The organism is Paenibacillus hodogayensis (genome assembly GCF_039536325.1).
GTDB classification, from domain to species: domain Bacteria; phylum Bacillota; class Bacilli; order Paenibacillales; family NBRC-103111; genus Paenibacillus_AB; species Paenibacillus_AB hodogayensis.
Genome location: NZ_BAAAYO010000003.1, coordinates 1 through 22,110 on the forward strand (window position 1 = coordinate 1; position 22,110 = coordinate 22,110).

Consider the following 22,110-nt stretch of genomic DNA (forward strand, 5'->3'; position numbering starts at 1 on the left):
CAAACGCCGCTCCAGCTAAAGGTTCCTTAATTCACTGTCCACTTTCTTGACATAAGTCCATTTCGAGCATTAACGTGGGCTTCCCGGCTGGAATACGGCCGATCTGCTGCCCCTCATCCGACGTTAGTGCTCTTTCCGACATTATTCCGCGCCGGAGCGGCCTAGCGTCGCGAAATAATGCTCTTTCGAGCATTAACGTGGGCTTCAGTCTCGCTTTTTTCTTCTGTCCTACCGTTTACGCGTCCGGCAGCCGGTACACGTCCGTTCGACGCCCGGTTGCCGCCGCATCGACAATCGCCTGCGACAGCACCGTATAGCGGACCCCGTCCCGGAACGATGGAGAGCCTTTGCGCCCACTGCGGATCGCCTCGAGAAAATCCCGCTCCACCCGCATCTCACAACCAAGCAAATCAGAGGGAAACTAAAACATCTTACCCTGAATTTGATGCGGTCAACGTACTTGTACAAAGTCAGACCTTAAACGGTATCCTTGGAATGGACCGAATCCCTTCCATGGCAAGGGATCGCCCCTTCCCAAACACGCTGGATTAGCTCTGACTTGCGCTAGCTTGCCGGTTTAGCCGTTTTTTTGCCATAAGGGACGTTCAGCAGCACGAACCCCGCTAGAAAGATAAACGTGCCGGTCAGCACGTACCCGGTAATCGGCTCGTGGAAAAACAAGTACGACCAAAGAATGGAGAACAGCACCGAGCTGTTGCCCACGACGGCCACGACGGCAAACGACACCCGCTTGATCGCTTCCGCGAACCATAAAAAGCTGAGCCCCGTAATGACCCCGAGCACGACCAGCGTAGTAATCCCCCATACAGTAACCGGCCCGGTAATCTGGTGAGGCTCGAACGGAATGGGCAAGGCGACCAGCAGCGTGCTGACCATAAAAACGGACAGATTCATATTGCCGGAATCCATGCTTTTCAACAGGATGCGCTGACTGAGCACGTGAATGGCCGCTCCGATGCCGGCGAACGTAAAGAGCAGCGTCGTCAGCCCGCTGCCGGACAGAAGCTCCCGGGCCGGCAAGCCGTTCCAGCCGATCACAAGCACGCCCAGCATACATAACGCCGCGGCGGACCAGCCCTGCCGACTCACCGGCTCCTTGAACAGCAGACCGGCTGCGATCAGCAGCGCCGCCGTCTGGACCGGCTGTACCAGAATGTTGCCGTAAGCGTAGCCAAGCGTAATCGCCAAATTTTCGAAAATGTAATTGGCCCCTTTGCCCGCAGCTCCAATCCAGATCCATTTCAGGCTGAAGCGCGGACGAAGCCGTTTTTCCTTGATGAGAATAAAAATGCCGAGAAAGACCACTCCGAAAAAAAAGCGCGAAAACGTAATCAGCGAGTTGTCCACCATCGCGGACGCGCTCTTGACCAGCACTCCGACGAAGCTCCAGGCCAGCGTAGCCAGCAGGAGCAATACGTACCCCATACGTGCACCTCTTCTAGTTGATGGCATTAAGCAACTGCGCTGAATTATAGCACAATCCGCCCATCCCGAGTAGAGGGTAGCCTCACCGCTGTGCATAAAAAAGAGCCGTCCTTGCAGTCGTATCGGACTGAAGGAAGCTCGTTTCGGGTAGCCAGCTTTTTTCGGTTTGCTCTTTGTACCGTTCTTCCCATGCGTTTGGCGCTCGCTCGGCCCATTGATCGTAGTCAGCCCCGTGATGCCGGGAGCCGTCGCGTCAATGCAGAAATCAGCTCTGCATCTTCTGCTATAGCCCTTCCTCTCCTCATTCTTTTTCTATAACAATATCATGGCAGCGAAGGATCAGTTCAGGCATTCCCTTACCTGCAAAAAGCATATGGACTTCATATCCATTGTCGATGCGATACAGTTCGTTATAAATCCAAGTGCTCCCTACAAAATGATCCTCTTGCTTTATTATTTCTGCAGCCACGAACGTGACTTTATTAAAAGCGGTAAATCCTCCCTGGGTGTCGAGTCGAATGACAACCTGTTGACCAGAGACCCATTCCGTCACTTTACAATCGTGAAAATTAAATGTTTCGAGGATAGTTTCGGGAATATGCTGGGCTTGCTGCATCTTCGTAAATTCATCCAAAACAAGCTTCATGTTCCTCTCATTTTCTTCGCTACGTTTTTTCAACTCGCGCAGAACATCTTTCGTACAGTAACCCAGAGCAAATACCCGCATATCCGCAATTTGACTAAAAAGTTCGCGTGGCAGCCGAGCCGCCTCTTCTCTGCACCTCCACTCCATATTGCGGCTGAACTCTTGCTTGCATTTTATCTCATCAAAGGGAGGCCGGGCATCATAATCCGCAATTAATTTCTGGATGCGCGCCTTCTCTTCGGACGGCATGTGATACACGATTGTATCCTCTTCTGAGATTTCATCTCCGCTGGAAAATGTATGGAGAGGCACAAGGACCGTGCCGTCCTGTTCCAGCATAAACCGGGGATCGACATCATAGACCTCCCGCTGCATGTTTACAAATTCTTTTTCTTTTCTTTTATAGAGCCGCAAATAGAGAGCTTCGTCGTGTGCATGGGCTCCGTTGTGCACCCTCATGCCAAAGTGAAGTCCCGTCCGCTGGCATAAGTCGTACCATTCCTTTGTCAAATACTTCACGGGTTTCCTCTTTCCTCTCCTACTAAGAAATAAGCTTCAGACCGACGGCAGCAGCCAACACCATGCCAATGAACAGGATGCGGCGCCACTCTTTGGATTCGCCGAAGAAAAACATGCCGACCAACGCTCCTCCAATCGTACCGATTCCCGTCCATATCGCATAAGCCGTCCCCATGGGCAGACTTCTCATTGAAAAGCTCAAGCATAGAAAGCTCATGACGATTCCGATCGCAAAGAGGAGAAAAGCCTTTACGTTGCGATCCCGTTTGATTCGGTTCATCCCGAGCACGCCTACGACTTCAAACATGCCGGCTAACAATAACGATATCCAAGCCATTATCGCGCTACCTCCTTGGAATCCGAAGAGCCGCCGACCAATTTCAAGCCAAGTACGCCGGTCAAAAGCAAAGCGATCAGCAGCAGCTTCGCCCATTTAACCGGTTCATCGAATAGGACCATTTCGGCAAGCACGGTGCCTGCGGTACCGAGTCCGGTAAAGACGGCATAGACGGTCCCTACCGGTAGTTTTAGAGATGCGGTGATCGCTAAGTAAAACGAAATGATAACGGAGACAACCGTCCCGGTCCACGTCATCCAATTGTCGGCGTGCTTAAAGCCGATAACCCAAACGACTTCGAACACCGCACCGACAAAAATGAAAATCCAACTGCGGTTCATAGGTGTAATCCTCCTCTAGCTGTTCTTTACCCCTCGCCAGTAGACGAACCAAGATGCGTCAAGTCTTTTTAGAGAACGCTCCAAATCGCCGTATAGCATCTCGACAAACATGCCATCCAATACCGCGGAAAAAGCTGCTATGGCTCGTTCGACGGAAATATCAGGATGCATCTCGCCTTTGCCGGCCGCGGATTCAAAGAGCGGTATGAGCAACAACTCCATCCTGGCGAGGTGGTCATTGCAATAAACAACAACTTCCCGCAGCAGGTGACCGGGAGGGAAAAAAGCCATTCGCAGAAAAAATTTTGTATCGTCTTCTCGCTCGTACCGCTTTCTATATTCACTTAAAAAGCCGTACAGCATCTCTTCCAGCGACAGCATGCCCCTTCGCTTTACATAATCCTCGGCAAAGAGCATTTCCCTCACAGCCACATCTTGAAAGACAGCGAGGAACAAGTCGTCTTTGCCTTTGAAATGATTGTATATCGACTGCTTTTTGATCCCGACTTCCGCAGCAATATCGGCGAGCGAGGCGCCTTCATAGCCATTTCGTGCGAAGTGGCAGAGCGCGACTTCCCTTATTTTGACTGCCGTCATCGAACCCCTCCTAACTGACGAACGTTCGTCAGTTTATTGAATCATAGAAATCATGGGAATGCAATTGATTTTTGCAAGTTTTCCGGCCAACATATTTGCGCCAATGGGAATCGTGTTTTAACCGGCACGCTTTCAAGTAAAATATGATAAAAAAAGACGCCCTGCGGCGTCATGTAAGAAGTAGACTTCTGTCATATCGATTCATCGTGAGAAACGAAGAAAGGAGCCATCCCAACAGTCATTGCAACTGAAGGGCAGCTCCTTTATGTTTACAGCTTAGAAAGACCGTCAACCAGCTGAACGTACTCCTTGTACCGCGCTTCCCATTCTTTTTTTCGCGAGTCGAGTGTACGATCATCCAGCAGCGCTTCGACTACATCCAAACATACGTGCCAGCCTGCAAGATCTTTAGGGGTGTGATCGGTAATCTCAGTGATCGTTTCAATCAACACCAGGCGGCAGCCGTCGGGCTCGGGGTATAGCTCAAACCGAACCCGGTCTTCTCCCCACGTATACTCCAATACAGAGTGCAGCCGGAAATCCAGGATTTTCATTTCTTCGAATGTACCGTCCTGCATGTCAAACCGAATGACCCCTCCTTCGCGGAGTTCGTCTACGTGCAGCTCGGAAAACCATTTTTTTAACTTGTCATTTTCCGTCAAGAAGGACCAAACTTTCTCGACGGGATGCTTGAGATGGCGTTCGAAACGAGCCACATAGCCATCCCCGGTTTGTTGTAATACGGCTAACATCCGTACCCTCCTCTGCGTGCTTCCAGATTGTTAATCTTCCAGGTCCAGCTGTTTCTCCAGAACATCCAGTTTCGTGGACCAAAATTGCCGATACGGCTCGAACCAATGATGAACCTCTTGCAGAGGCAGCGGGTTCAAACGATACATGTGCTGCTTGGCATCCTTTCGCAGCGTAACGAGACCGGCTTCCCGTAAAATCTTCAAATGCTTGGATACTCCCGGTTGACTTAACGTCAGTAGATCGACTAATTCCCCGACAGACCGTTCTCGAACGAGCATCAAGTCCAACATTTTTCTGCGATTCGGTTCAGCCAACACTTCAAACAGTTTATCGTTGTTCATGTTATTATATTACCACTTGGTTATATTTCTTTCAAGAAATATGATTGAACATTTATTCGGGCATGAAACCTTTGTAAATAATAAAAAAACCCGAGGAACGAGCATCAGCCCTTTTCTCGGATTCAGGGTTATCGAATTCAAGATTCCATCTAATCTACCTCAGCTTTTTGCTCAAAAAGTTCCAGAAATTGTTGTGCAGCAGATCAGCGACATCACGCTCGATCTCTTCTCGCTCCAACTGCCATCCCGTGTCCGCAATATCGCTATATTTCTCAATCAGCACATCACTAATAATTTGTTTGGAATGACTCCATTTATAGAGCAGCTGGTCGAATACACGCGCATCCGAATGCTGCGGGATGACGCTTGTCCCCAACAATTCCAGGCGCATCCGCGTCATTTCGCCGATTAACACCGGGTTATTCAAAAACCACCAGCATCCGAACACCATCAGGTTACGGAACTTTCGTGCCAATACGGTCAACTCATGCTGATTTTCCCGTGAGAGCATGGTGACGAAAAATTTGTTGTATGGGTATCGCATCAACAGATGTTCAAGTGCGCCCGTCTCCGCCTTCCCTACGTAGTACCCTGCATCGCCAAGCGCCGGATGTACTTTATTTTTCACCCCGATCATCAAGGCAAACGGAAGGTCCCGCTCACGGCATACCGGTAATAAACAATCCGCAATCAAACGGCTCCGATCCGAGTCATCCGGGAACACGAACGTCGAAGGAAGCGAGACCGCCACATAGAGCGGGTTCATCCGATCGATCCAGTCCAGCAGAAATCGTCTAACTTCCGCCTGACTGATCTCGCTCCATTCTTCCTCTACTTGATAGCCCCACCCCTGCAACAAGCTTTTTGTTCGCGAGTAGTCGTTCAACAGCGGATCCAGACGCAGCACCGCATGAAAGCGGGAATCAATGCTCTTGCCACTCAACCATACGTTTCGCTCCTCCGTGCTGAACACATCATTCGTCATCACGACATGCTCCACGTTGGAGCGCTGCAAGAGCAGATTGATATGTTCTTCCGCAGACAACGCCGCACAGAATTGGCGGTATTGATTCAAGTCACGCGACTTCATATCCATACCCATGGCCTGGATGGATGTAAGCACCCCGCGACAAGCTTCGCTTACTGGAGAATGTTCAAGGAAAAGCTTCTGCCAGATGTGCTCGGCCTGCTCTTGCTTGTTCAGCATCCAGAACTGTTCGATTGACATATCCGACCAGCGCATGACTTCCGCAACCAGATAGTGATAAGTTAATAGTTCGTCGATGCCCCGCAGCATGAGCCCGCCGAATTCCGGCGGGTAGAGATGGGTATGCATATCTGTGATCGGCTGCTGATGAACAATTTGTCGTATCGCTTCCGGCAATGATTCTCTCGTCAAGTTATTCAATGGTTCCTCTTCCCTTCTATCCCTCAGTTGTAGCAATCCGCACTGCTGAAACGGTGTTGCAGGCTCTCAATCTTGCTTAACCATATCTTATATTGCTCGAATGAATACGGCGGGTAACCAGAGATGTAGTGGTTGGCTTGTGTTACCCCGCCCACGGTCCACTTCATCACAAAGAACTTCTGCAGCGAGGCCGAGTTCAGTTTAATCTGGTCGATTTCTACATTTTCATTCGCCGGGGAGTACACTTGTCCGGCAAGCAAAATATCGCCCGTGTCTCCGTCCTCAACTTGAAAATCGACCCATACGGATTCATTGCTGTCATTACCCAATACGATCCGATGGCGCCAATTCTCCATTTCGGTCATCATCAAGCAGATCGGCTGTTGAACGCGCTTAATATAGTAGTAGGCGATCTTCTTCGAGAAATAATAATCGACCACGGCATCGGATATTTGCGGCCAGCAATCCAGCAGATTCCACCAGATCACACCGGTTCTTCGCCACTTCTTCAACCTGACCATTTCGATAAAAAACTTTTTCGCTTCGGCTTGAGAGATTTGAGAAGCAAGCGCCAGATCCTCCAGTGTATCCGGAATAAAGCCAAACAGCGTATTCACTTGATTGACCATTAACTCGTTCCGGTCGTACCGACGTCTCTCCAAGGGCAAATATTCCGTGTTATGGGTATCCCATTCAGAATTCTGATAGGGCCATAGCTTGTCCGGTGAAAGGAACTTCTTCAGGGAAGCGATAGCCGGACAGCCGTGATAGCCGATCTCACTAATGAAATGCGCGGTGGAGTGCTTATAGAAATCACTCTTGAAATAATCGCGCGGCCCCCAATTATGCTGCTCAGGGACCATCAGATCCCCGCCTTCGATATGCTCCGGCATGTACGGAGACGACGGAACGAAGGCGCGATACGGATCGTGACTTCCGACAATGCGCGGCAAGATTTCTCTGGAAATGCGGTTGAACCTTGCATGAGGCAGCCGGTGCCCCCAACGGTAGTACACTTGATCAATCTCGTTATCTCCGGCCCACAGGAGGAGAGAAGCATGATTACGCAGCTTCTTGATAATACTGACAGCTTCCTTTTGGAGCATGTCTGCAAAATCGTCCGTTTGCGGATAAATGGCGCAAGCCATCGCGAAATCCTGCCAGACGAGAATACCGTGAAGATCACACAGGTCAAAGAAATCGTGATCCTCATATACATTGCCGCCCCAACACCGAACCGTATTACAGCCAATATCAACCATCAGATCGAAAGCTTCCTGCAGTCTACCTTTATCACGGCTGTGCAGCGCGTCAAGCGGGACCCAATTCGTTCCTTTGACGAGAATGGGTACGTCGTTCACAATAACTTTGAACTCGCCTGCATCACCTGGTACGAAATTCGTCTCCAGCTTGAAGATGCGAAACCCGATCTTCTCGGTCCGAGTAGCCACAATTTCCCCTGCATACAACAAATCCAAGGTTACCTCATACAGATGAGCGGCTCCGTACCCCCTTGGCCACCATAACTTCGCTTGAGGGATCGTCAGTTGAATATTGTCCGAGCAAAAGTTCGTTTTCCCTTCGAATTCAAAGGTATGATCGCCACATACCCCCTTCAGTCTAACGGAGAATGCATCCAGAAAGGGCTGATCGGTCTCGTACCGGTAATTTACTTTCAACTGAACAGCACCATTTATGATCGATTGCGTCGAATAATAGACTTCCTTCAAATAAGTTCGCTCTCTGCCCAGGATCTCAATATCCCGCCATATGCCAGCGGATACGAGTCTTGGCGCTATATCCCAACCGAATGCGTGTGGCGGTTTGCGCAACCACACCATCTCGTCATGATGCTCCAAACCTGCAAGCGCGACAGGATAATTCTGTTTCCTTGCTTGGTTGATCGATGATTCGATGCGGATCGCGATATGATTCGTCTGCCCGATGTTCACATAGTCCGTAATGTTCACGTCATGTTCAATCATCATATTGTCGGTGGTTCCTGCTAGCTCACCATTGATCCAGATCGTACCGAATGTATCTATCCCGTGCAGACGCAAGATCACATCTTGTCCTATAAAATCTGCTGGTACATCGAATGAACGTTCATACCACCACTGATAAAACTCATACTTGCGATAATCGTATACATGCTCGGCCAGGAACGGGTCTTGCTCAATACCCGCACGACTTAGATCGATCTCAACATTGCCGGGCACGCTCGCTTCAATAACTGGCCAGCCACTTGTCTTCACGGCCTCTATGCTTATTGGCATTTGGCCTTGCTCGGGCCCGTAATACAGGTTCCATGATCCGTTTAAACTAAATCTGCTGTTCATTCTGTCTGCCTCCAAAACCTCATTATTTGTTTCTCCTACAGCTTCGGATTCCATAATCCGCAGTCGTCCACATATATATAATGTTCGCCGGCATTCTCAATCGAGACTGTCGCACTGTCCCCGTTCGGCCCGGTCGTGAACTCCAGATGTTCCATCCGCGCATCCCAGTTGAGCCTGCGTACGGTGCGGGTCTTGCTGTCGCCATCGTGTCCCTGGACTGAAATGCGCACTGGGCTGGCATGCTGCGAATGATAGAGCTTGAAGCTCTGCAGCAAACATTGTCCTGCCCCCTTCAGCACAAGGAACACATCATGTACGCCAGCAGCACCGCGGATCGGCGTCGAGAAGTACCTCCATACATTGTCGTATTCCGATACGACCGATACGGTGCCAATCAGCTCCCCGTCTGCACGGTCAAGTCTTACCTCCAGCAGGATCGGCCCAACGATTTTGGTCATTCCGGCGTCGAACACATCGTACTTGCCCTTTTTACCGAAGTCGATACCGTTGTATCTCAGCCAATCACCATCCCGTAAAGGCCCTACGTAGGTGACATCACGATAGATGGGCAAGCCGCCGTTCGGTGCTTTATGGAAGCTGTGACTGGCCTGACATTCGTCGTACTTGTCCGCAGAACGATAATAGCCGCCAGTACGGATACCAGCCCAGAACGAATACGTTGTATTCGGCTGAAGACCTGTTGCTACCTGCTCGATCGCATCTCCTTTACCCAGCATGGCCGCATACTTATTGCTGCGTGTCACGGATTTGTAGCCGAAGTTGCTATAATCCCACGCACACTCGAAAACGATGGACGGATTGCCGCTTAAAACGGTCCAAGGATGCCATTCACCTGTTTCGAAGCCGACATTGCCAATCTGACTCTTCGCGGAAAGAGCGGTAAATTGTAAGTTTGCCTGAACCGATTGAGAGAAGTTGTAACCCGGCGCCCAGTATTCACCGTTATAAGGGTATGCCCCGGCATCTGGTGCCGCTCCCGGGTGATCATCCGTCACTCCATTAATGCGTAGCCCTGCCCCAACCGCAGGGGAATTGGCCTGCAAGCGATAATCTCCGCGTTCTTCATCGACGAACCGGACCTCCTGGCCGATAACGTTGTTCGTAACGAGACTCTCCTCGCTCCAATCGATAATTTCGCCATCGGCGAAAATGTTGTTAGCCAGATGGACCCCCATCATATCATCCAATGCGAACACGGATGAGCGTGTATTCGCACTGCGATGGAACGTGTTGTTATAGATGAGCGCGCGCTGGATGGGGCGGTTCATATGCAGTCCGTGATGCGGGATGTTCCAGACGACATTGTTGAAGAAATTCACACCGCTCGTCCAAGCGTCCATGTAGAAGCCAAAACTCAAATGGTTCGATACGTTGTCATGCAACCAATTATGGTGAATTTCTGTATTGTCGAAGTCATGGTTAAATAAATAAATGATTCCTGAATCTTTCGTCAAACAATTGGCAAACGAAATATCGCAATATTGAATAACCGAATGTGCGAATACCCCGGACACACACGTCCTTCCCGATCTTGTAATCGTGCAGTGGCTTATCAGATGATCAGACCCTGTCATCCAGACAAGACTGGCATAGGACGACTCGAAATTGCCATCGTGAATATAACAATTGACTATCTGGTTGCGAGCACCGGAGATGTGAATGCCGATCCCTTCAAAATGTGAGATTTCGCAGTCGCGCAATACATTATTACGGCCACCCAGCTCAATGCCTTTTGTCCTGCCGTAGATCGATTGGCGGGGGCCAAAATACCGATCAAGCCCACAAAGTGCTGAACGGATAATCTGACAATGATGAGCCTCTTGCGTCGTAATCGAGGCAGCCCGACATCCGATCCCTACTACTTCAATATAAGCACGGTCTCGCAAATCGAAGGCATACTCACGTCGCTTGGCCTCCACGACATGGTGCTCCGGATGATCACCGCCAGGTGCCCACAAGTACAGCTTCTGTTCACTGCTGTCGTAGTACCACTCCTTCTCGGTGTCGAGTGCCCGCAAGGAACGGGTAATGAAATAAATGTCGCCTGCCCCTGCATGATAATAAGGTGCCGAGCTGACCCATTGGTCATAATAAAGCGTTCCGGATGCGAACCGATTCACGGGTGCCGTGGATATGAAGTACCCCACACCGTTCACGCAGGCTACCATCGCGCCATCCCAATAGCCGTCTGGAAATGCCTTCAAATCTTCGTCGAATATCGCTCCTGTCCGGTTATCATTCTCGGCTCGGTCAACAACGGCGTACTGCGTGCGAGCTAATCGATCAGATACGTTTGGCCATTGGGCCTCGCCGCATATTTCTCCATTTACGAAGATCATGTTGCCATTGCCATCCTCGACATTCCAATCCATAGCCCCTTTGTAAATACTCCCCTCGTGGAGCGTCCATTGGGTAATAAGATCACAGCCGCTCACGACAACCTGTTCCCCCTGGAATGCCTCGAACCGGATTGGAGCAGACTGGGTCCCGGACGCAGCAGGCTTGACTGTCTCCCGGTACGTACCCTCGCGAATGTAACATGAATCTCCTGCTTGCATGATCTCCGCAGCTCGTCCAATCGTCTTGAATGGGGATTCCAAGGACTGTCCATTGTTGCTGTCACTGCCCGTTAACGCTACATAATACACCCGGTTTTCGGAGTTCGTCATCGGTGTATTCACTCCTTGATTGTTCTAATGAAAGTACGATCGGATAAAACAGTTATTGAGCGAGGGATTTCCCTCGCCCAATCGACAAACATGTAAGCTGTCACTGTGGAACGCGGTTTATTTCTTTTTGCGCTCTTCATATATTTGATTAACTTCTAGCGTCTGTTGATCACCGCCGGCTTTTTTCCATTGGGCGACGAATGCATCGAAGCCTTTGTCCGTATCGACTTCGCCAGTAATCAACTTGATCATGTACTCATCGACCAGTTTATTAAGTGTCGCGGATACGGTAGCCGTCGAAGGAAGCAGCGCCGGATTGACCGGGTCTTTGGTCACTTCGATCCCGCTGTTCAGCTTCTCCTTGTAGTCCAGCATAGCTTGCGGGTTATCGAATTTACTCATGGATGGAACGGCGCCCTTCACATGGTTGAACCAGATACCGGCTCCAGCGGCAGCTGCTAGTTTGACGGGGTCGGTCCCATCCCCTTTTGCAACAATGGATCCATCAACAAGGTCGTATTCGATACCTTTGCGACCAGCACCCGTAATCAAATAAGTCTCTTCGTTCGTCGCGATATCCTCCATCATTTGCAAGATTTTGATCCGCTTCTTTTCGTCCTTCATCAGTGCGGCGCTGAACATCTGCGGCGCTTGCGGAATCGTGCTTGAGGACATGAGCATCGCTTTGCCGGAAGGGCCTTTGAACCCTTTGCCGATCGCAAGCGTCTGGCCTTTGGCTTTCCATTCCGCCCCTACTGCACCTGACTCGTAAAGGTGGTACCACATACCCGAATCCACCATCCCGATACGGCCGCCAAGGAAGTTGGCACGGTTGCGAATCCAGTCGTCTGTTGCGAATTCCGGATCGATCAGGCCATCCTTGTACCATTTGCTTAGCAGCTTGAACGCCTGGCGCGATTCTTCCGTTATCATGCCGTATACGACTTTACCGTCTGCCCCAAGATTCCAGCCGCGACGTTTGATGCCGAATGCAGCAAAGATCGAGCTGAACATTTGCACGGGAGCGTCCTTACTGCTAGCTGAGAGGCCATACGTATCTTTCTTGCCATTGCCATCTGGATCGTTGTTACGGAATTTGGTTAGCAAATCCTCGACCTCTTGCAGCGTTTCTGGAACTTTGGTAACCCCGACCGCCTTCATCCAGTCTGCATTAAAGGCTGGTAGGAAAGGGCTTTTTCCTTCTAGATATACTTTGGGCAGACCCCAGTTTTTCCCTTTGTATGAACCGAAACTAAATATATTAGGATCGATTTTCTCCATGTCAGCGGAATACTTAGGCATATATTTCTTGATTTCTTCCACCGAGATGCTGGCGATGACGCCTTGATCTGCCCATTGCTGCATCAGATCGAGACCGGCATCCTGAGTAATGACATCTGGAATTTCTCCGGCGGCGATCTTCACATTCAATTGGTCACGCCATGTCGTCGGATCCAGATTGATGTTCTTGAGCTTGACGTTGAATTTTTGCTCCAAATACTTTTGGGCTGCATTGTCATCCGAGGATGGAGGGTTACGCCCCGTCCAAGTTATGACCATAGGCGGCTCTTTGGGTGTTGTTGAAGTTCCTGTTGTTGCTTTGGGCGTGTCCGTATTGCAGGCTACGAGTGATGTGGCTGTGACGGCTATTGCGAGTACAACAGAAACATTTTGTTTCACTTTCTTCATCCGTTTTGCCTCCCTTATCTTTGTAATATCTATTTATACGGAAACGATGCATACCACCTTCCATATAAACCGGGTTTAACCTTTAAGTGAGCCGATGAGTGCGCCTTTGACAAAATACTTTTGCAAGAAGGGATAGATCACGAGAATCGGCATCGTGACGAACATAATAACCGCCGCCTTGATACTCTCTGACGTTACAGTCCCACTCATCATCGCTTGTAGTGCGGTATCTTCATTGCTGACGACAAGCTTACGCAAGTAGATCTGCAACACCTGCTTGGAACTATCCTGAATATAGATCAGGGCATCGAACCAGCCATTCCAGTGATACACAGCAGACCACAGACCAACTGTCGCCATAATCGGCATGGAGAGAGGTACGACGATCGTGAACAGGATACGAATATCATTCGCACCATCGATCTTCGCCGACTCTTCGAGCTCGTCTGGAACCCCCATGAAGAAATTGCGCATGATCATCATAGAGAACGTATTAATTAATCCGGGAATGATAAGTGCCCAGCGGGAATCGATGAGATGCAACGACTTTATAAGCAGATAGGTTGGGATCAATCCTCCGCTGAAGAACATCGTTATAACGATGAACATCGTATACACGTTGCGATGTGGCAAGTTTTTCTTGGACAGCGGATACGCTCCGATCGTCATCATGAATAGCATCAGCGCCGTCCCGACTACGGTTCGGAACAAGGAATTGCCAAGCCCGCTCCAGACCGTCTTGGATGAGAACACTTCCTTGTACGCCGCAAGGGAGAACTCCAACGGAATAATATGAATGCCTTGGCGAATCGCTTCCGCTGGCGTGCTCAGCGAGACGGCCAGCTCATGAACGAACGGATACAGCATTAGAATACAGAGCAGCGAAATGAAGAGCAGCAGGAAGGCTTGAAACACCTTCTCGCCTATCGTCATATGCATGACGTCACACCTTTCGATTAGAGTAGGGAGCGAGAGCTACATGAGCCCTTCCTGTCCGGTGCGCTTCACGAGATAGTTCGTCATCAGAACGAGAGCAAATGCGATCACGTTCTTAAACAAGCCAACGGCAGTTGTCATACTGAATTGCATTTGGGTCAAGCCCATTCGGTACACATACGTATCGATAATATCTGCCACCGAATAAACGCCTGGAGTATACAGATTCAACACCTGATCGAATCCGGCATCCAGTATGCCGCCGATTCGCAGTATAAACATAATGGCGATCGCCGGAAGTAACCCCGGAAGTGTGATGTGCAGCGTCTGCTTCCATCTGTTCGCCCCGTCAATAACAGCTGCTTCGTATTGCTGCGGATCAATACTGGCTAACGCCGCTAAGTAGATGATCGTCCCCCAGCCGACTTCCTTCCAGATCGCGGATACGACCAGAGTGAAGCGGAAGTAATGGCTGTTCCCGAGGAAGTAGATCGGCTCCAAGCCCACCTTCTGCATCATAAAATTGACGACCCCTGTAGTCGGGGACAAGATGATGAACAAGATGCCAGACAACACGACCCAGGACAAAAAGTGGGGCAAATACGTCAGCGTCTGAGTGATCCGCTTGAATTTGGTGTAACGAACTTCATTGAACAACAAGGCAAGAATGATCGGTGCAGGAAATCCGAAGATGATGTGGTACAAGCTTAATCGAAGTGTGTTGGCAAGTACCGTCCAGAAATCGGGTGAAGCATAGAATAAATAGTTGAAGTTAGCCATCCCGACCCACGGACTTCCAGTTATCCCTTCTAAAATTCGATACTCCTTGAAGGCAAGTTGGATCCCATAGATCGGCCCGTAAGCGAAAATGGCGTACCAGATCAGTACGGGTGCCAAGAGCAGAAATAAATAGCGGTTTTTATAATACTCCTTCCACTGGGAGGGTCGATAATTTTTCGCTCTGGCGTCTGTGGCCGCCTCAGGGCTCCCGTCAATAGCGAGTGGCGCATTTTGTTTTTGTCTCAAGCAAGTTCTCCCTCCTTCTGTTATGATTCCATGCTAGCTCACTGTAAGCGCTTTATCCATTGCAATATCATTTGAAATCATTCATTTTCTTTGGATCAACCATTATAGACTCATTCACAACCTCGGAATTCAAAGAAAATGAAATACTTTCTACAAAAAAAGCTGCTCACAATTTGGATTGTGAACAGCCCATTTCTTTTCAATAAGCTTGCCGATTATTTCAATTCCAGCTTCGCTATGCCTGACCCCGCCCATGCATTGCGGTATTGCATCGGAGTAATGCCATACTTCGCTTTGAACTTTGTGCAAAAATATTGGGAGTTCCGATAGCCAACCCGGGTCGCAATGTCAGCGACAGTCAAGGAGGATTCGGTCTTCAGCAACTCCGTAGCCATCTGCAATCGCGCTTTCGTCACATAATCCGTGAATGAGATGTTCAGTATATCCGCGAACAAAGTGGATATATAAGAGCTTGACAACGAAGCGACCTCTGACAGCACATCGAGCGACAATTCTTCATGCAGATGTTCATCAATATAGGTTTTGAGTCGATGTACCAGCTCGGTATGTCCCTTGGTCTTACCGACTTGAATATAGACGGTCATCTGTATGACCAGACCGCGAATCCAGTCCATCGTTTCTTCAAATGTCGGTTTCTTCTCTGCACGGAACAGCTCCGAGCTAGGGATGATATGATGGAGATTCAGTTCGAGAACCGCTTCCGACAGTGCAGTTAACAACTGCATAACGGACAGTTCCACAACCTCTATACGAACGGATGCCTGTGATCGGATCGCAAAGTCAGTCAAGAACCGTTCCGCTTCTACCGTGTTCCCGGCGCGAATCGCATTCTTGATCTGCGTGAATGCGAATACATGCTGCACACTGCTTAACATCTGCAAATCTAGATCTGCTATAATCATTTGCGGGCCGTACAAGTACGTATACAGTAATCCTTCCTTCGCCAACTGATGAGCAGCCCGAATGTCTTCCAGCGAGCTTACCGACGGTCCGATTGAAGCTGAGAAAGACCATTGCGAGACCATTCGGAATTGAATCAACTCCGCCTTAACCCTTTCAATAGGCTCGGGGTCATCCAACCCCAAGAAGTACAGGATCACCACTTGATCCGTACTCATCATCGCGATTTCATACGGAATCGAATGACCATTCTCCAAATAAGTGCTGCGAAACGATTCACTATCTCCCCGTGCCAACTGAATATTTACCGTAACATACAGGCAGTCGAGCGGCAGGTTCACACTTTGCAGCTCGGCCATGTTGCCCAAGAGAAAATTGGTGATTTCGTTTTTCTTCACTTTTGTTTCAAGAATGGCTATTTTATCATCCAAATATTGCAACGTATGATCAATGAGCTTATATTCTTTGATGCCTTTCACGGGTAAAGGATTGTTCTGGTACAGCCCTCGAATCGTATGAAGAAGCGCCTTCAGCGGCACGTAGAACCGTTTGGATATAACGAAAGCGATTAACCAGCCTAGCAACAGCATGAGCGCACAGCTCACAATAACTTGTTGCTGGAATTGTTTGGAGGAAAGAACGAATGTGTCGAAGGGGCGAACGATGGTGTATTGGAACGATCCCGACGCTGAATCTCCATTCAGTGTGGCAAAAATTTTACTTCCCTGACTGTCTTTCTCGATCTTCACATTGGAATCGGTCGTGGAGCTAAGAGCTTGCAGTACATGATCCGCTTCTAACGGGTCTTCGGGTCCAGTACTCAATAAAGGACGATCGCTCCCATTCAGCACATATAGCCGTTCAAATGGAGTATTCATCACTTGAGCTAAAGAACGGGACAAATAATCGCGTCTAATATCAATGTAGATATGGCCTTTTGCTTTATCCTCCGGGAACCCGTAGGGAAGGGTGAGCACATACGTGAGTACTTGTTTACCATCTGGAAGGGTTCGCCCGATCCACCGCTGTTTCGGAACAGTCGCTAACTGCTCGATAAAGGCTTGATCTTTGCCTGCTTCCAGTTGAGTGTAGAAATAATTGTTATCCAGAACGAACCGATCCTTATTAAAGAAAATCGTGATACCCGCAATGCCATCGTCCGCCGAACGAATGAAGTTCATCTGATTCACCAGCGATACGATGTTAGAAATGTTGCCTTCCCAGCCGGTATCGAGCAGATTGTATAGAATCCCTTTCAGATCAGGCTCGATACCGACGAAATACCGGCTCGTTAAGCCGTCCACATATTTCTGCAATACGTTTTTCTCTAAATAATCTTTTGCGGTATTCAGGCGGGATGTGCTCTCTCTAGTCATTTCCCCCACCATCAGCCCATTGGCCTGCGTGAACAAATAACCGCCTACGGCAGCAATCAATACTATAGCAAGAAGAATGTATGACATAACAAGCCGGATAAAGTAACTTCCCCATACTTCGCCAAATCTCCGCATGCGTCTCCCCCCTGTATGCGCTCTCATTCGTTTTACCATTATATCATAGGTGGTTGCAACTTTTGAGAACGTTCAGGGAGAAATTTACGTTGATGATTCCGACCTCATCATTTATGAACCTATATAACGATGACTGAACATTTTGCCCGTCCAGTAATTACGGGTATCCACCCTCATTCTTTCATTATTCAGGGCCATCTCTTTATCCGCAATCAGCCTGGCATTTCCGTATCCGCCTACTAACTCCTCTGCCCACTTTCGTCCGTATCGGTGGTGGGTCACTTCGTCCGCCCAGTCAAAGTCGATTCCTTGAGCCAGCAGTTTCACGAAAGGTTCTTCCCTCTGCTGCGCCAACTTTGTGTAAAATCTCGACTCCTTGGGCATCTGTTCCTTCTTCATCGCCTCTCCCTCAATGCCGACAGATAACCAAACGTAGGAAGCGGCAACCGGTTTATCCATATGCGGATCATAATCACCCTTGAACTGGGGTTGGGAGAACCACTCGAACCCTCCCAGGTCGAGGACTGCTTGGCCATACAACGTATGCCGCATCTCATCCCAACAGTGCCTGGACAAGTCATCGTAAAACTCCCATGGCATGCCTTGCTGCATGACGAGAGTTGCCGCACAGAGCTCGGCCGCCCCCAGCTCCTCTTGACGGATGCGTGCAGCTTCCGCGGCCCCGGCAATCACATCGTCGTCAGGTTGGTTCTTTACACCTGTGCGGCCCAATGTATCACCGCCCATACGTGGATCACGAACAGCTTTATCCGGTATGCGGTAAGCTTCTTTGGATCTCCAACGGATTGGCGTTCGATTGTTCTCAACGGCTTCACCCGCCATGCCGCCGCAGTTATGAAGCAGCTCAAGCAAATGATCCTTGTACGGTTGCGCACTGGCTTCATCATCAATGACGACATGATATTGATCGGAATGGGCATTGAAATAACGGGCATCTTCGAGTAATACGGGTTGAATCGCCGCCCCCCAGGCGAGTTGTTCCTCAAGATCCAGCCTGGCATGCTTCATCAATCGAACCGTCGGGTAATCGACGAGTGGCTGAGTGGATTCCAGATATTGCTCGTATAATCGGGTAATTGCCGGTTTGGCTACCTCATATACCCCTACCCACAGTTCGTAATCCGAGCGGGCCATAAGCAATTCATCCCAAAATAACTCCAGCCAGGGATCGGGGGATTTCATCTTCTGCAACTGCGGGTTGCGCAGCTCTGAAGCGCGGTCTACCCACATCTTCATCGCTTGAGCATCCTCATATACACTTCTCGCCAATCCCGCCTTGAAATCCCAGTTCATTCGGGCTGGCAGCTGTGCAGCTCCGATCATCATGAGCCGGTAGTGCGAATACGCTAATCGTTTTACGATCTTTGAAGATTGTTCCACATCGTATTGCCCCAGCTTCTGAGCATTTTGAATACCTGCATACTGATGCATGAACTACAACTCCTTGTTGATTGGTTTCCTGTTTCTACTTGGAATTATAGAGCTGATCTTCTCCCCTCAAAAGAACCAATATGTCGTACGGTGTTCTGAATGGAACATTGTGCATTGTTAAGATTGACCCTTCATACTATGATGAACCTTGTAGAGACTGTGAGAAAACGATGGATGGAGGTACAGTCGGATGTATATCAAGTTCGCCCCGAAAATCAACGCCCCCTCTCTTCCGTTGGTAGCCGTCGATGCAGGTTATGAGAAAATAATACATACCGAAAAATGTGATTGGCCTTTCTATCAGATCGTGTGCTGTTATCAAGGGGAAGGTACCGTTAAAATCGGGGAAGCCTTCATCGATTTGAAGCCGGGTCGCCTCTTGTTGATTCGACCGGGTACTGTTCATGAATATCACTATCAGAAACAGATGTACCAGTTATCCTGGGTTTCCTTCAATGGCTACTTGGCGGACCAGCTAATGGAGCAATACGGAATTGATCATTCCTATGTTGCGATCAAAGACACTTCTCACCCGAGTATCCATCTGGACATCCTGTCCGTATTGGAGGAAGTGGAGAACCATTTTGTCATTGATCGGGTATCTGTCATCCTGTATCGTATTCTGATCCACTTCTTCATGCAGTTCAAATCCGACTCGGATATGACAGAGTCTGCTGATTCCACGAACATTCATCTTCAACGGGCGATCGATTGGGTGAAAGCCAACCTTTCCTCCCCGGTAGATGTAGCCCGCACTTCACAGGAACTTGGGCTATCGCGTCAACATTTAACCAGACTCATCCAGCGGAAATTCGGAATGTCATCGATTGAATTTTTCACCAAGCTCAAGATGCTTCAAGCCCAGAAGGACCTGATCGAGCTTCCTGAACGGAGCATCAAGGAGATTGCCTTGAACTTAGGTTTTACGAATTCCAGCCACTTCGCCAGAGTATTTCGCGATTATTCGAGTTATTCCCCTTCTGGCTTTCGAGCCTTGTATATACTCCGAGTTCATTAGTCAACCAGTCGATTTATCCATATAAAAAGCTAATACGCCTATATATTATTGAATGCGTTCTAATTACAATTAGGGTTGAAATTCTATAATCGAAAAGGTGGAATGCTCCATGTACCAATCCTATATTGAGATATTCGAACAGTACGACAGTTTAAAACAAACATCAGAATATGTTCAGGCCCAGCGGGAATCCATTTCCCAGCTATTCGAGAGCGAGAAACCACAGGAGATCGTCTTCGTTGCATGCGGGTCCAGCTATTGGGGCTCGTTATCGGCTTCTGTCACCATGGAACATAAGCTCGGGGTGCGCTGCTATACAGTAGCAAGCGGGGACGTGCTTCTCAATCAGGACTATTACAAGAAACGGTTTACTAAACCTCTTATCATCGCTCCCTCCCGTTCGGGCTCGACATCAGAAACGATACAGGCTGTAACTCTACTTAAGGAATCCTACCATAGTTCGGTCCTCTCTATCGTGGAATACGAGAATAGTCCGCTAGCCCAGATATCCGATCTGTGCCTCTACATTCCTTGGTGCAATGAAGCGAGCGTCTGCCAAACTCGTTCTTTCGTCAGTTTGTATATGACCCAGTTATTCCTCACGTCCATCTGGTCCCATGATCACTCGTTGATTGAAGAAGCTGATCGCTATATCCAGAACGCAAGCATGATCATTCGTGCGAATGAAGACAGACTGAAACGCATTGCTGAACAACCTTGGGATCATGTCGTTGCACTTGGCAATGGAAGTTTGTTCGGAGTAGCCTGTGAAGGGGCGCTAATCATGCTAGAGATGGCTCAGATTCCGGTATCCTTCTACAATACGCTGGAACTGCGGCATGGGCCTATCGTCAATGTGAATGCCAAAACGCTCGTCGTCCTGTTCAGCAGCGGCAACAGTACGGAAGGGCAACGTCTGGAGGAGGATTTGGCACAGGATTGCCGGAATAAGGGGGCTGAAGTCATTGCGATTGGAAAAGCGGGCACGTTTCAACAGCTGAATGAATTATTTTCTCTGGAACAGCAATCCCATACTGAACTAACAGCGTTTCTGGGGTCCTTCGTCGCGCAGGGTGTGGCGTATTACAAAGCGATCCAGAAAGGTGTGAATCCCGATTCGCCGCAAGGACTAAACCCATGGATTCAAATCGGTACACCTTAATGACCAAACGATTCGATGTTGTTACCTTCATGGACGTCTGTGTCGACTTAATCGTTCGAGGCGGGGACATTATTCCTAAATTCGGGCAAGCGGAACAGCTTGTGGGTGATTACTCGATCGAACTCGGTGGTTCTTGCTGTATATTCGCTTCCCAAGCGGCCAAATTGCGATTAAACACGGCAGGCGTCGGCATTGTTGGCGATGATCCATTCGGCGTAATTGTACGACATTACTTGCAACAATCCGGTATTGTCATGGATTACGTTCACACGGATCCGAGCTATAAGACGGGAATGAGTATTGCCTTGTGCGATGCGAACGATCGAGCCATTCTTACTCATCTTGGTTCACTCGATGCCATAGGGCTAGATGACATTCCGAACGAATTGCTCGAGAGCGCTCGACATCTGCATATTGGCAGTTACTTCCTGATGAAGAAACTACAGCCTCATTGGGTGGCCATCGCCAAGAAAGCGAAAGCGAATGGCATGACCATCAGTCTCGACACGAACTGGGACCCTGATGAACGCTGGGAAGATGGATTGCAGGAGCTGCTCCCTTATGTGGATATTTTCCTCCCGAACGTCAATGAATTGAAGGCAATTACGCGCCAATCCACGGTTGAAGATGCAATCCTTGCCCTGCAAGACATCATTCCTCTAATCGTAGTGAAGGACGGTGGGGAAGGTGCATTTGCCTATCACCAAGGACAACGCTTTAGAGCACAGTCGCTCAAAGATATTCGTGTCGTCGACTCTGTGGGCGCAGGGGACAGCTTTGATGCCGGATTCGTACACGGATTCCTTGCTGGCTATGATGTTGAAACCTGCTTGCACATGGGCTGCATCTGCGGTGGAATGAACACGACTCAATCGGGTGGCGTAGCCGGTCAAATCGGGTTGGAGGAGTGTATCCGACTTTTAGCGGACAAACGATAGCTTACCAGACGATGGAGCTAACGTACTGAGGAGATGTTGA

Annotated in this window: 19 protein-coding genes; 3 read left to right on the plus strand and 16 right to left on the minus strand. The window is 49.2% G+C overall.

Going from position 1 to position 22,110, the window contains the following annotated elements; genetic code table 11:
* Positions 1-235: 235 nt before the first annotated feature.
* The 16 genes from ABD796_RS09265 to ABD796_RS09340 form a co-directional block, all read right to left on the minus strand.
* Positions 236-388, minus strand: coding sequence for a hypothetical protein (locus tag ABD796_RS09265; RefSeq protein WP_344906336.1), 153 nt, complete (start codon positions 386-388; stop codon positions 236-238).
* 176 nt (positions 389-564) lie between these two features.
* The gene (locus tag ABD796_RS09270) at positions 565-1,446 is read right to left on the minus strand and encodes a DMT family transporter (protein ID WP_344906339.1); all 882 of its coding nucleotides are present in this window, start codon (positions 1,444-1,446) and stop codon (positions 565-567) included.
* 301 nt (positions 1,447-1,747) lie between these two features.
* A complete protein-coding gene (locus ABD796_RS09275; RefSeq protein WP_344906342.1) occupies positions 1,748-2,611 on the minus strand; it encodes a DUF4085 family protein in 864 nt (287 codons plus the stop codon).
* A gap of 22 nt (positions 2,612-2,633) precedes the next feature.
* Complete coding sequence (locus ABD796_RS09280; protein WP_344906345.1) at positions 2,634-2,948, minus strand: DMT family transporter; 315 nt, start codon at positions 2,946-2,948, stop codon at positions 2,634-2,636.
* Positions 2,948-3,289 (minus strand): DMT family transporter, encoded by a 342-nt coding sequence (locus tag ABD796_RS09285; RefSeq protein ID WP_344906348.1) that lies wholly within the window; start codon positions 3,287-3,289, stop codon positions 2,948-2,950. The genes ABD796_RS09280 and ABD796_RS09285 overlap by 1 nt, the downstream gene beginning before the upstream one ends.
* Positions 3,290-3,304: 15 nt before the next feature.
* Positions 3,305-3,886 carry a TetR/AcrR family transcriptional regulator gene (locus ABD796_RS09290; protein WP_344906351.1) on the minus strand — a complete coding sequence of 194 codons (582 nt, stop codon included), beginning with the start codon at positions 3,884-3,886 and terminating at the stop codon, positions 3,305-3,307.
* 269 nt (positions 3,887-4,155) lie between these two features.
* Entirely contained in the window at positions 4,156-4,638 is a 483-nt protein-coding gene (locus ABD796_RS09295; RefSeq protein ID WP_344906354.1) for an SRPBCC family protein, read from the minus strand.
* Positions 4,639-4,668: 30 nt separating this feature from the next.
* Positions 4,669-4,980, minus strand: a complete 312-nt coding sequence (locus ABD796_RS09300) for an ArsR/SmtB family transcription factor (RefSeq protein WP_344906357.1) — start codon at positions 4,978-4,980, stop codon at positions 4,669-4,671.
* A 154-nt stretch (positions 4,981-5,134) separates the two neighbouring features.
* Positions 5,135-6,388, minus strand: a complete 1,254-nt coding sequence (locus ABD796_RS09305) for a glucuronate isomerase (RefSeq protein WP_344906360.1) — start codon at positions 6,386-6,388, stop codon at positions 5,135-5,137.
* A gap of 23 nt (positions 6,389-6,411) precedes the next feature.
* Positions 6,412-8,727, minus strand: coding sequence for a glycoside hydrolase family 2 protein (locus tag ABD796_RS09310; RefSeq protein WP_344906363.1), 2,316 nt, complete (start codon positions 8,725-8,727; stop codon positions 6,412-6,414).
* Positions 8,728-8,762: 35 nt separating this feature from the next.
* Positions 8,763-11,417: a carbohydrate-binding protein gene (locus ABD796_RS09315; protein ID WP_344906366.1), complete on the minus strand. Its 2,655-nt coding sequence runs from the start codon at positions 11,415-11,417 to the stop codon at positions 8,763-8,765.
* Between the two features lie 117 nt (positions 11,418-11,534).
* Entirely contained in the window at positions 11,535-13,106 is a 1,572-nt protein-coding gene (locus ABD796_RS09320) for an extracellular solute-binding protein (protein WP_344906369.1), read from the minus strand.
* 75 nt (positions 13,107-13,181) lie between these two features.
* On the minus strand, positions 13,182-14,045 hold the full coding sequence (locus tag ABD796_RS09325; protein ID WP_344906372.1) for a carbohydrate ABC transporter permease: 864 nt from the start codon (positions 14,043-14,045) through the stop codon (positions 13,182-13,184).
* Positions 14,046-14,081: 36 nt separating this feature from the next.
* Positions 14,082-15,068 carry an ABC transporter permease gene (locus ABD796_RS09330; protein ID WP_344906375.1) on the minus strand — a complete coding sequence of 329 codons (987 nt, stop codon included), beginning with the start codon at positions 15,066-15,068 and terminating at the stop codon, positions 14,082-14,084.
* A gap of 215 nt (positions 15,069-15,283) precedes the next feature.
* On the minus strand, positions 15,284-17,500 hold the full coding sequence (locus ABD796_RS09335) for a helix-turn-helix domain-containing protein (RefSeq protein WP_344906378.1): 2,217 nt from the start codon (positions 17,498-17,500) through the stop codon (positions 15,284-15,286).
* A gap of 111 nt (positions 17,501-17,611) precedes the next feature.
* Entirely contained in the window at positions 17,612-18,952 is a 1,341-nt protein-coding gene (locus tag ABD796_RS09340; RefSeq protein WP_344906381.1) for a hypothetical protein, read from the minus strand.
* Between the two features lie 190 nt (positions 18,953-19,142).
* Here ABD796_RS09340 and ABD796_RS09345 point away from each other — a divergent pair, with 190 nt between their 5' ends.
* The 3 genes from ABD796_RS09345 (at position 19,143) to ABD796_RS09355 (ending at position 22,070) form a co-directional block, all read left to right on the plus strand.
* Complete coding sequence (locus ABD796_RS09345; protein WP_344906384.1) at positions 19,143-19,970, plus strand: helix-turn-helix domain-containing protein; 828 nt, start codon at positions 19,143-19,145, stop codon at positions 19,968-19,970.
* 109 nt (positions 19,971-20,079) lie between these two features.
* Positions 20,080-21,132, plus strand: coding sequence for an SIS domain-containing protein (locus ABD796_RS09350; protein ID WP_344906387.1), 1,053 nt, complete (start codon positions 20,080-20,082; stop codon positions 21,130-21,132).
* Positions 21,108-22,070 carry a carbohydrate kinase family protein gene (locus tag ABD796_RS09355; RefSeq protein WP_344906390.1) on the plus strand — a complete coding sequence of 321 codons (963 nt, stop codon included), beginning with the start codon at positions 21,108-21,110 and terminating at the stop codon, positions 22,068-22,070. The genes ABD796_RS09350 and ABD796_RS09355 overlap by 25 nt, the downstream gene beginning before the upstream one ends.
* Positions 22,071-22,110: the final 40 nt, after the last annotated feature.

What these genes read in the sequence shown, in the direction of transcription:
- ABD796_RS09290 (WP_344906351.1), bottom strand. Translation starts at nt 3,886, where the DNA reads ATGACGGCAGTCAAAATAAGGGAAGTCGCGCTCTGCCACTTCGCACGA.
- ABD796_RS09310 (WP_344906363.1), bottom strand. Translation starts at nt 8,727, where the DNA reads ATGAACAGCAGATTTAGTTTAAACGGATCATGGAACCTGTATTACGGG.
- ABD796_RS09320 (WP_344906369.1), bottom strand. Translation starts at nt 13,106, where the DNA reads ATGAAGAAAGTGAAACAAAATGTTTCTGTTGTACTCGCAATAGCCGTC.
- ABD796_RS09345 (WP_344906384.1), top strand. Translation starts at nt 19,143, where the DNA reads ATGTATATCAAGTTCGCCCCGAAAATCAACGCCCCCTCTCTTCCGTTG.
- ABD796_RS09355 (WP_344906390.1), top strand. Translation starts at nt 21,108, where the DNA reads ATGGATTCAAATCGGTACACCTTAATGACCAAACGATTCGATGTTGTT.
- ABD796_RS09285 (WP_344906348.1), bottom strand. Translation starts at nt 3,289, where the DNA reads ATGAACCGCAGTTGGATTTTCATTTTTGTCGGTGCGGTGTTCGAAGTC.
- ABD796_RS09280 (WP_344906345.1), bottom strand. Translation starts at nt 2,948, where the DNA reads ATGGCTTGGATATCGTTATTGTTAGCCGGCATGTTTGAAGTCGTAGGC.
- ABD796_RS09325 (WP_344906372.1), bottom strand. Translation starts at nt 14,045, where the DNA reads ATGCATATGACGATAGGCGAGAAGGTGTTTCAAGCCTTCCTGCTGCTC.
- ABD796_RS09270 (WP_344906339.1), bottom strand. Translation starts at nt 1,446, where the DNA reads ATGGGGTACGTATTGCTCCTGCTGGCTACGCTGGCCTGGAGCTTCGTC.
- ABD796_RS09300 (WP_344906357.1), bottom strand. Translation starts at nt 4,980, where the DNA reads ATGAACAACGATAAACTGTTTGAAGTGTTGGCTGAACCGAATCGCAGA.
- ABD796_RS09295 (WP_344906354.1), bottom strand. Translation starts at nt 4,638, where the DNA reads ATGTTAGCCGTATTACAACAAACCGGGGATGGCTATGTGGCTCGTTTC.
- ABD796_RS09315 (WP_344906366.1), bottom strand. Translation starts at nt 11,417, where the DNA reads ATGACGAACTCCGAAAACCGGGTGTATTATGTAGCGTTAACGGGCAGT.
- ABD796_RS09335 (WP_344906378.1), bottom strand. Translation starts at nt 17,500, where the DNA reads ATGCGGAGATTTGGCGAAGTATGGGGAAGTTACTTTATCCGGCTTGTT.
- ABD796_RS09350 (WP_344906387.1), top strand. Translation starts at nt 20,080, where the DNA reads ATGTACCAATCCTATATTGAGATATTCGAACAGTACGACAGTTTAAAA.
- ABD796_RS09340 (WP_344906381.1), bottom strand. Translation starts at nt 18,952, where the DNA reads ATGCATCAGTATGCAGGTATTCAAAATGCTCAGAAGCTGGGGCAATAC.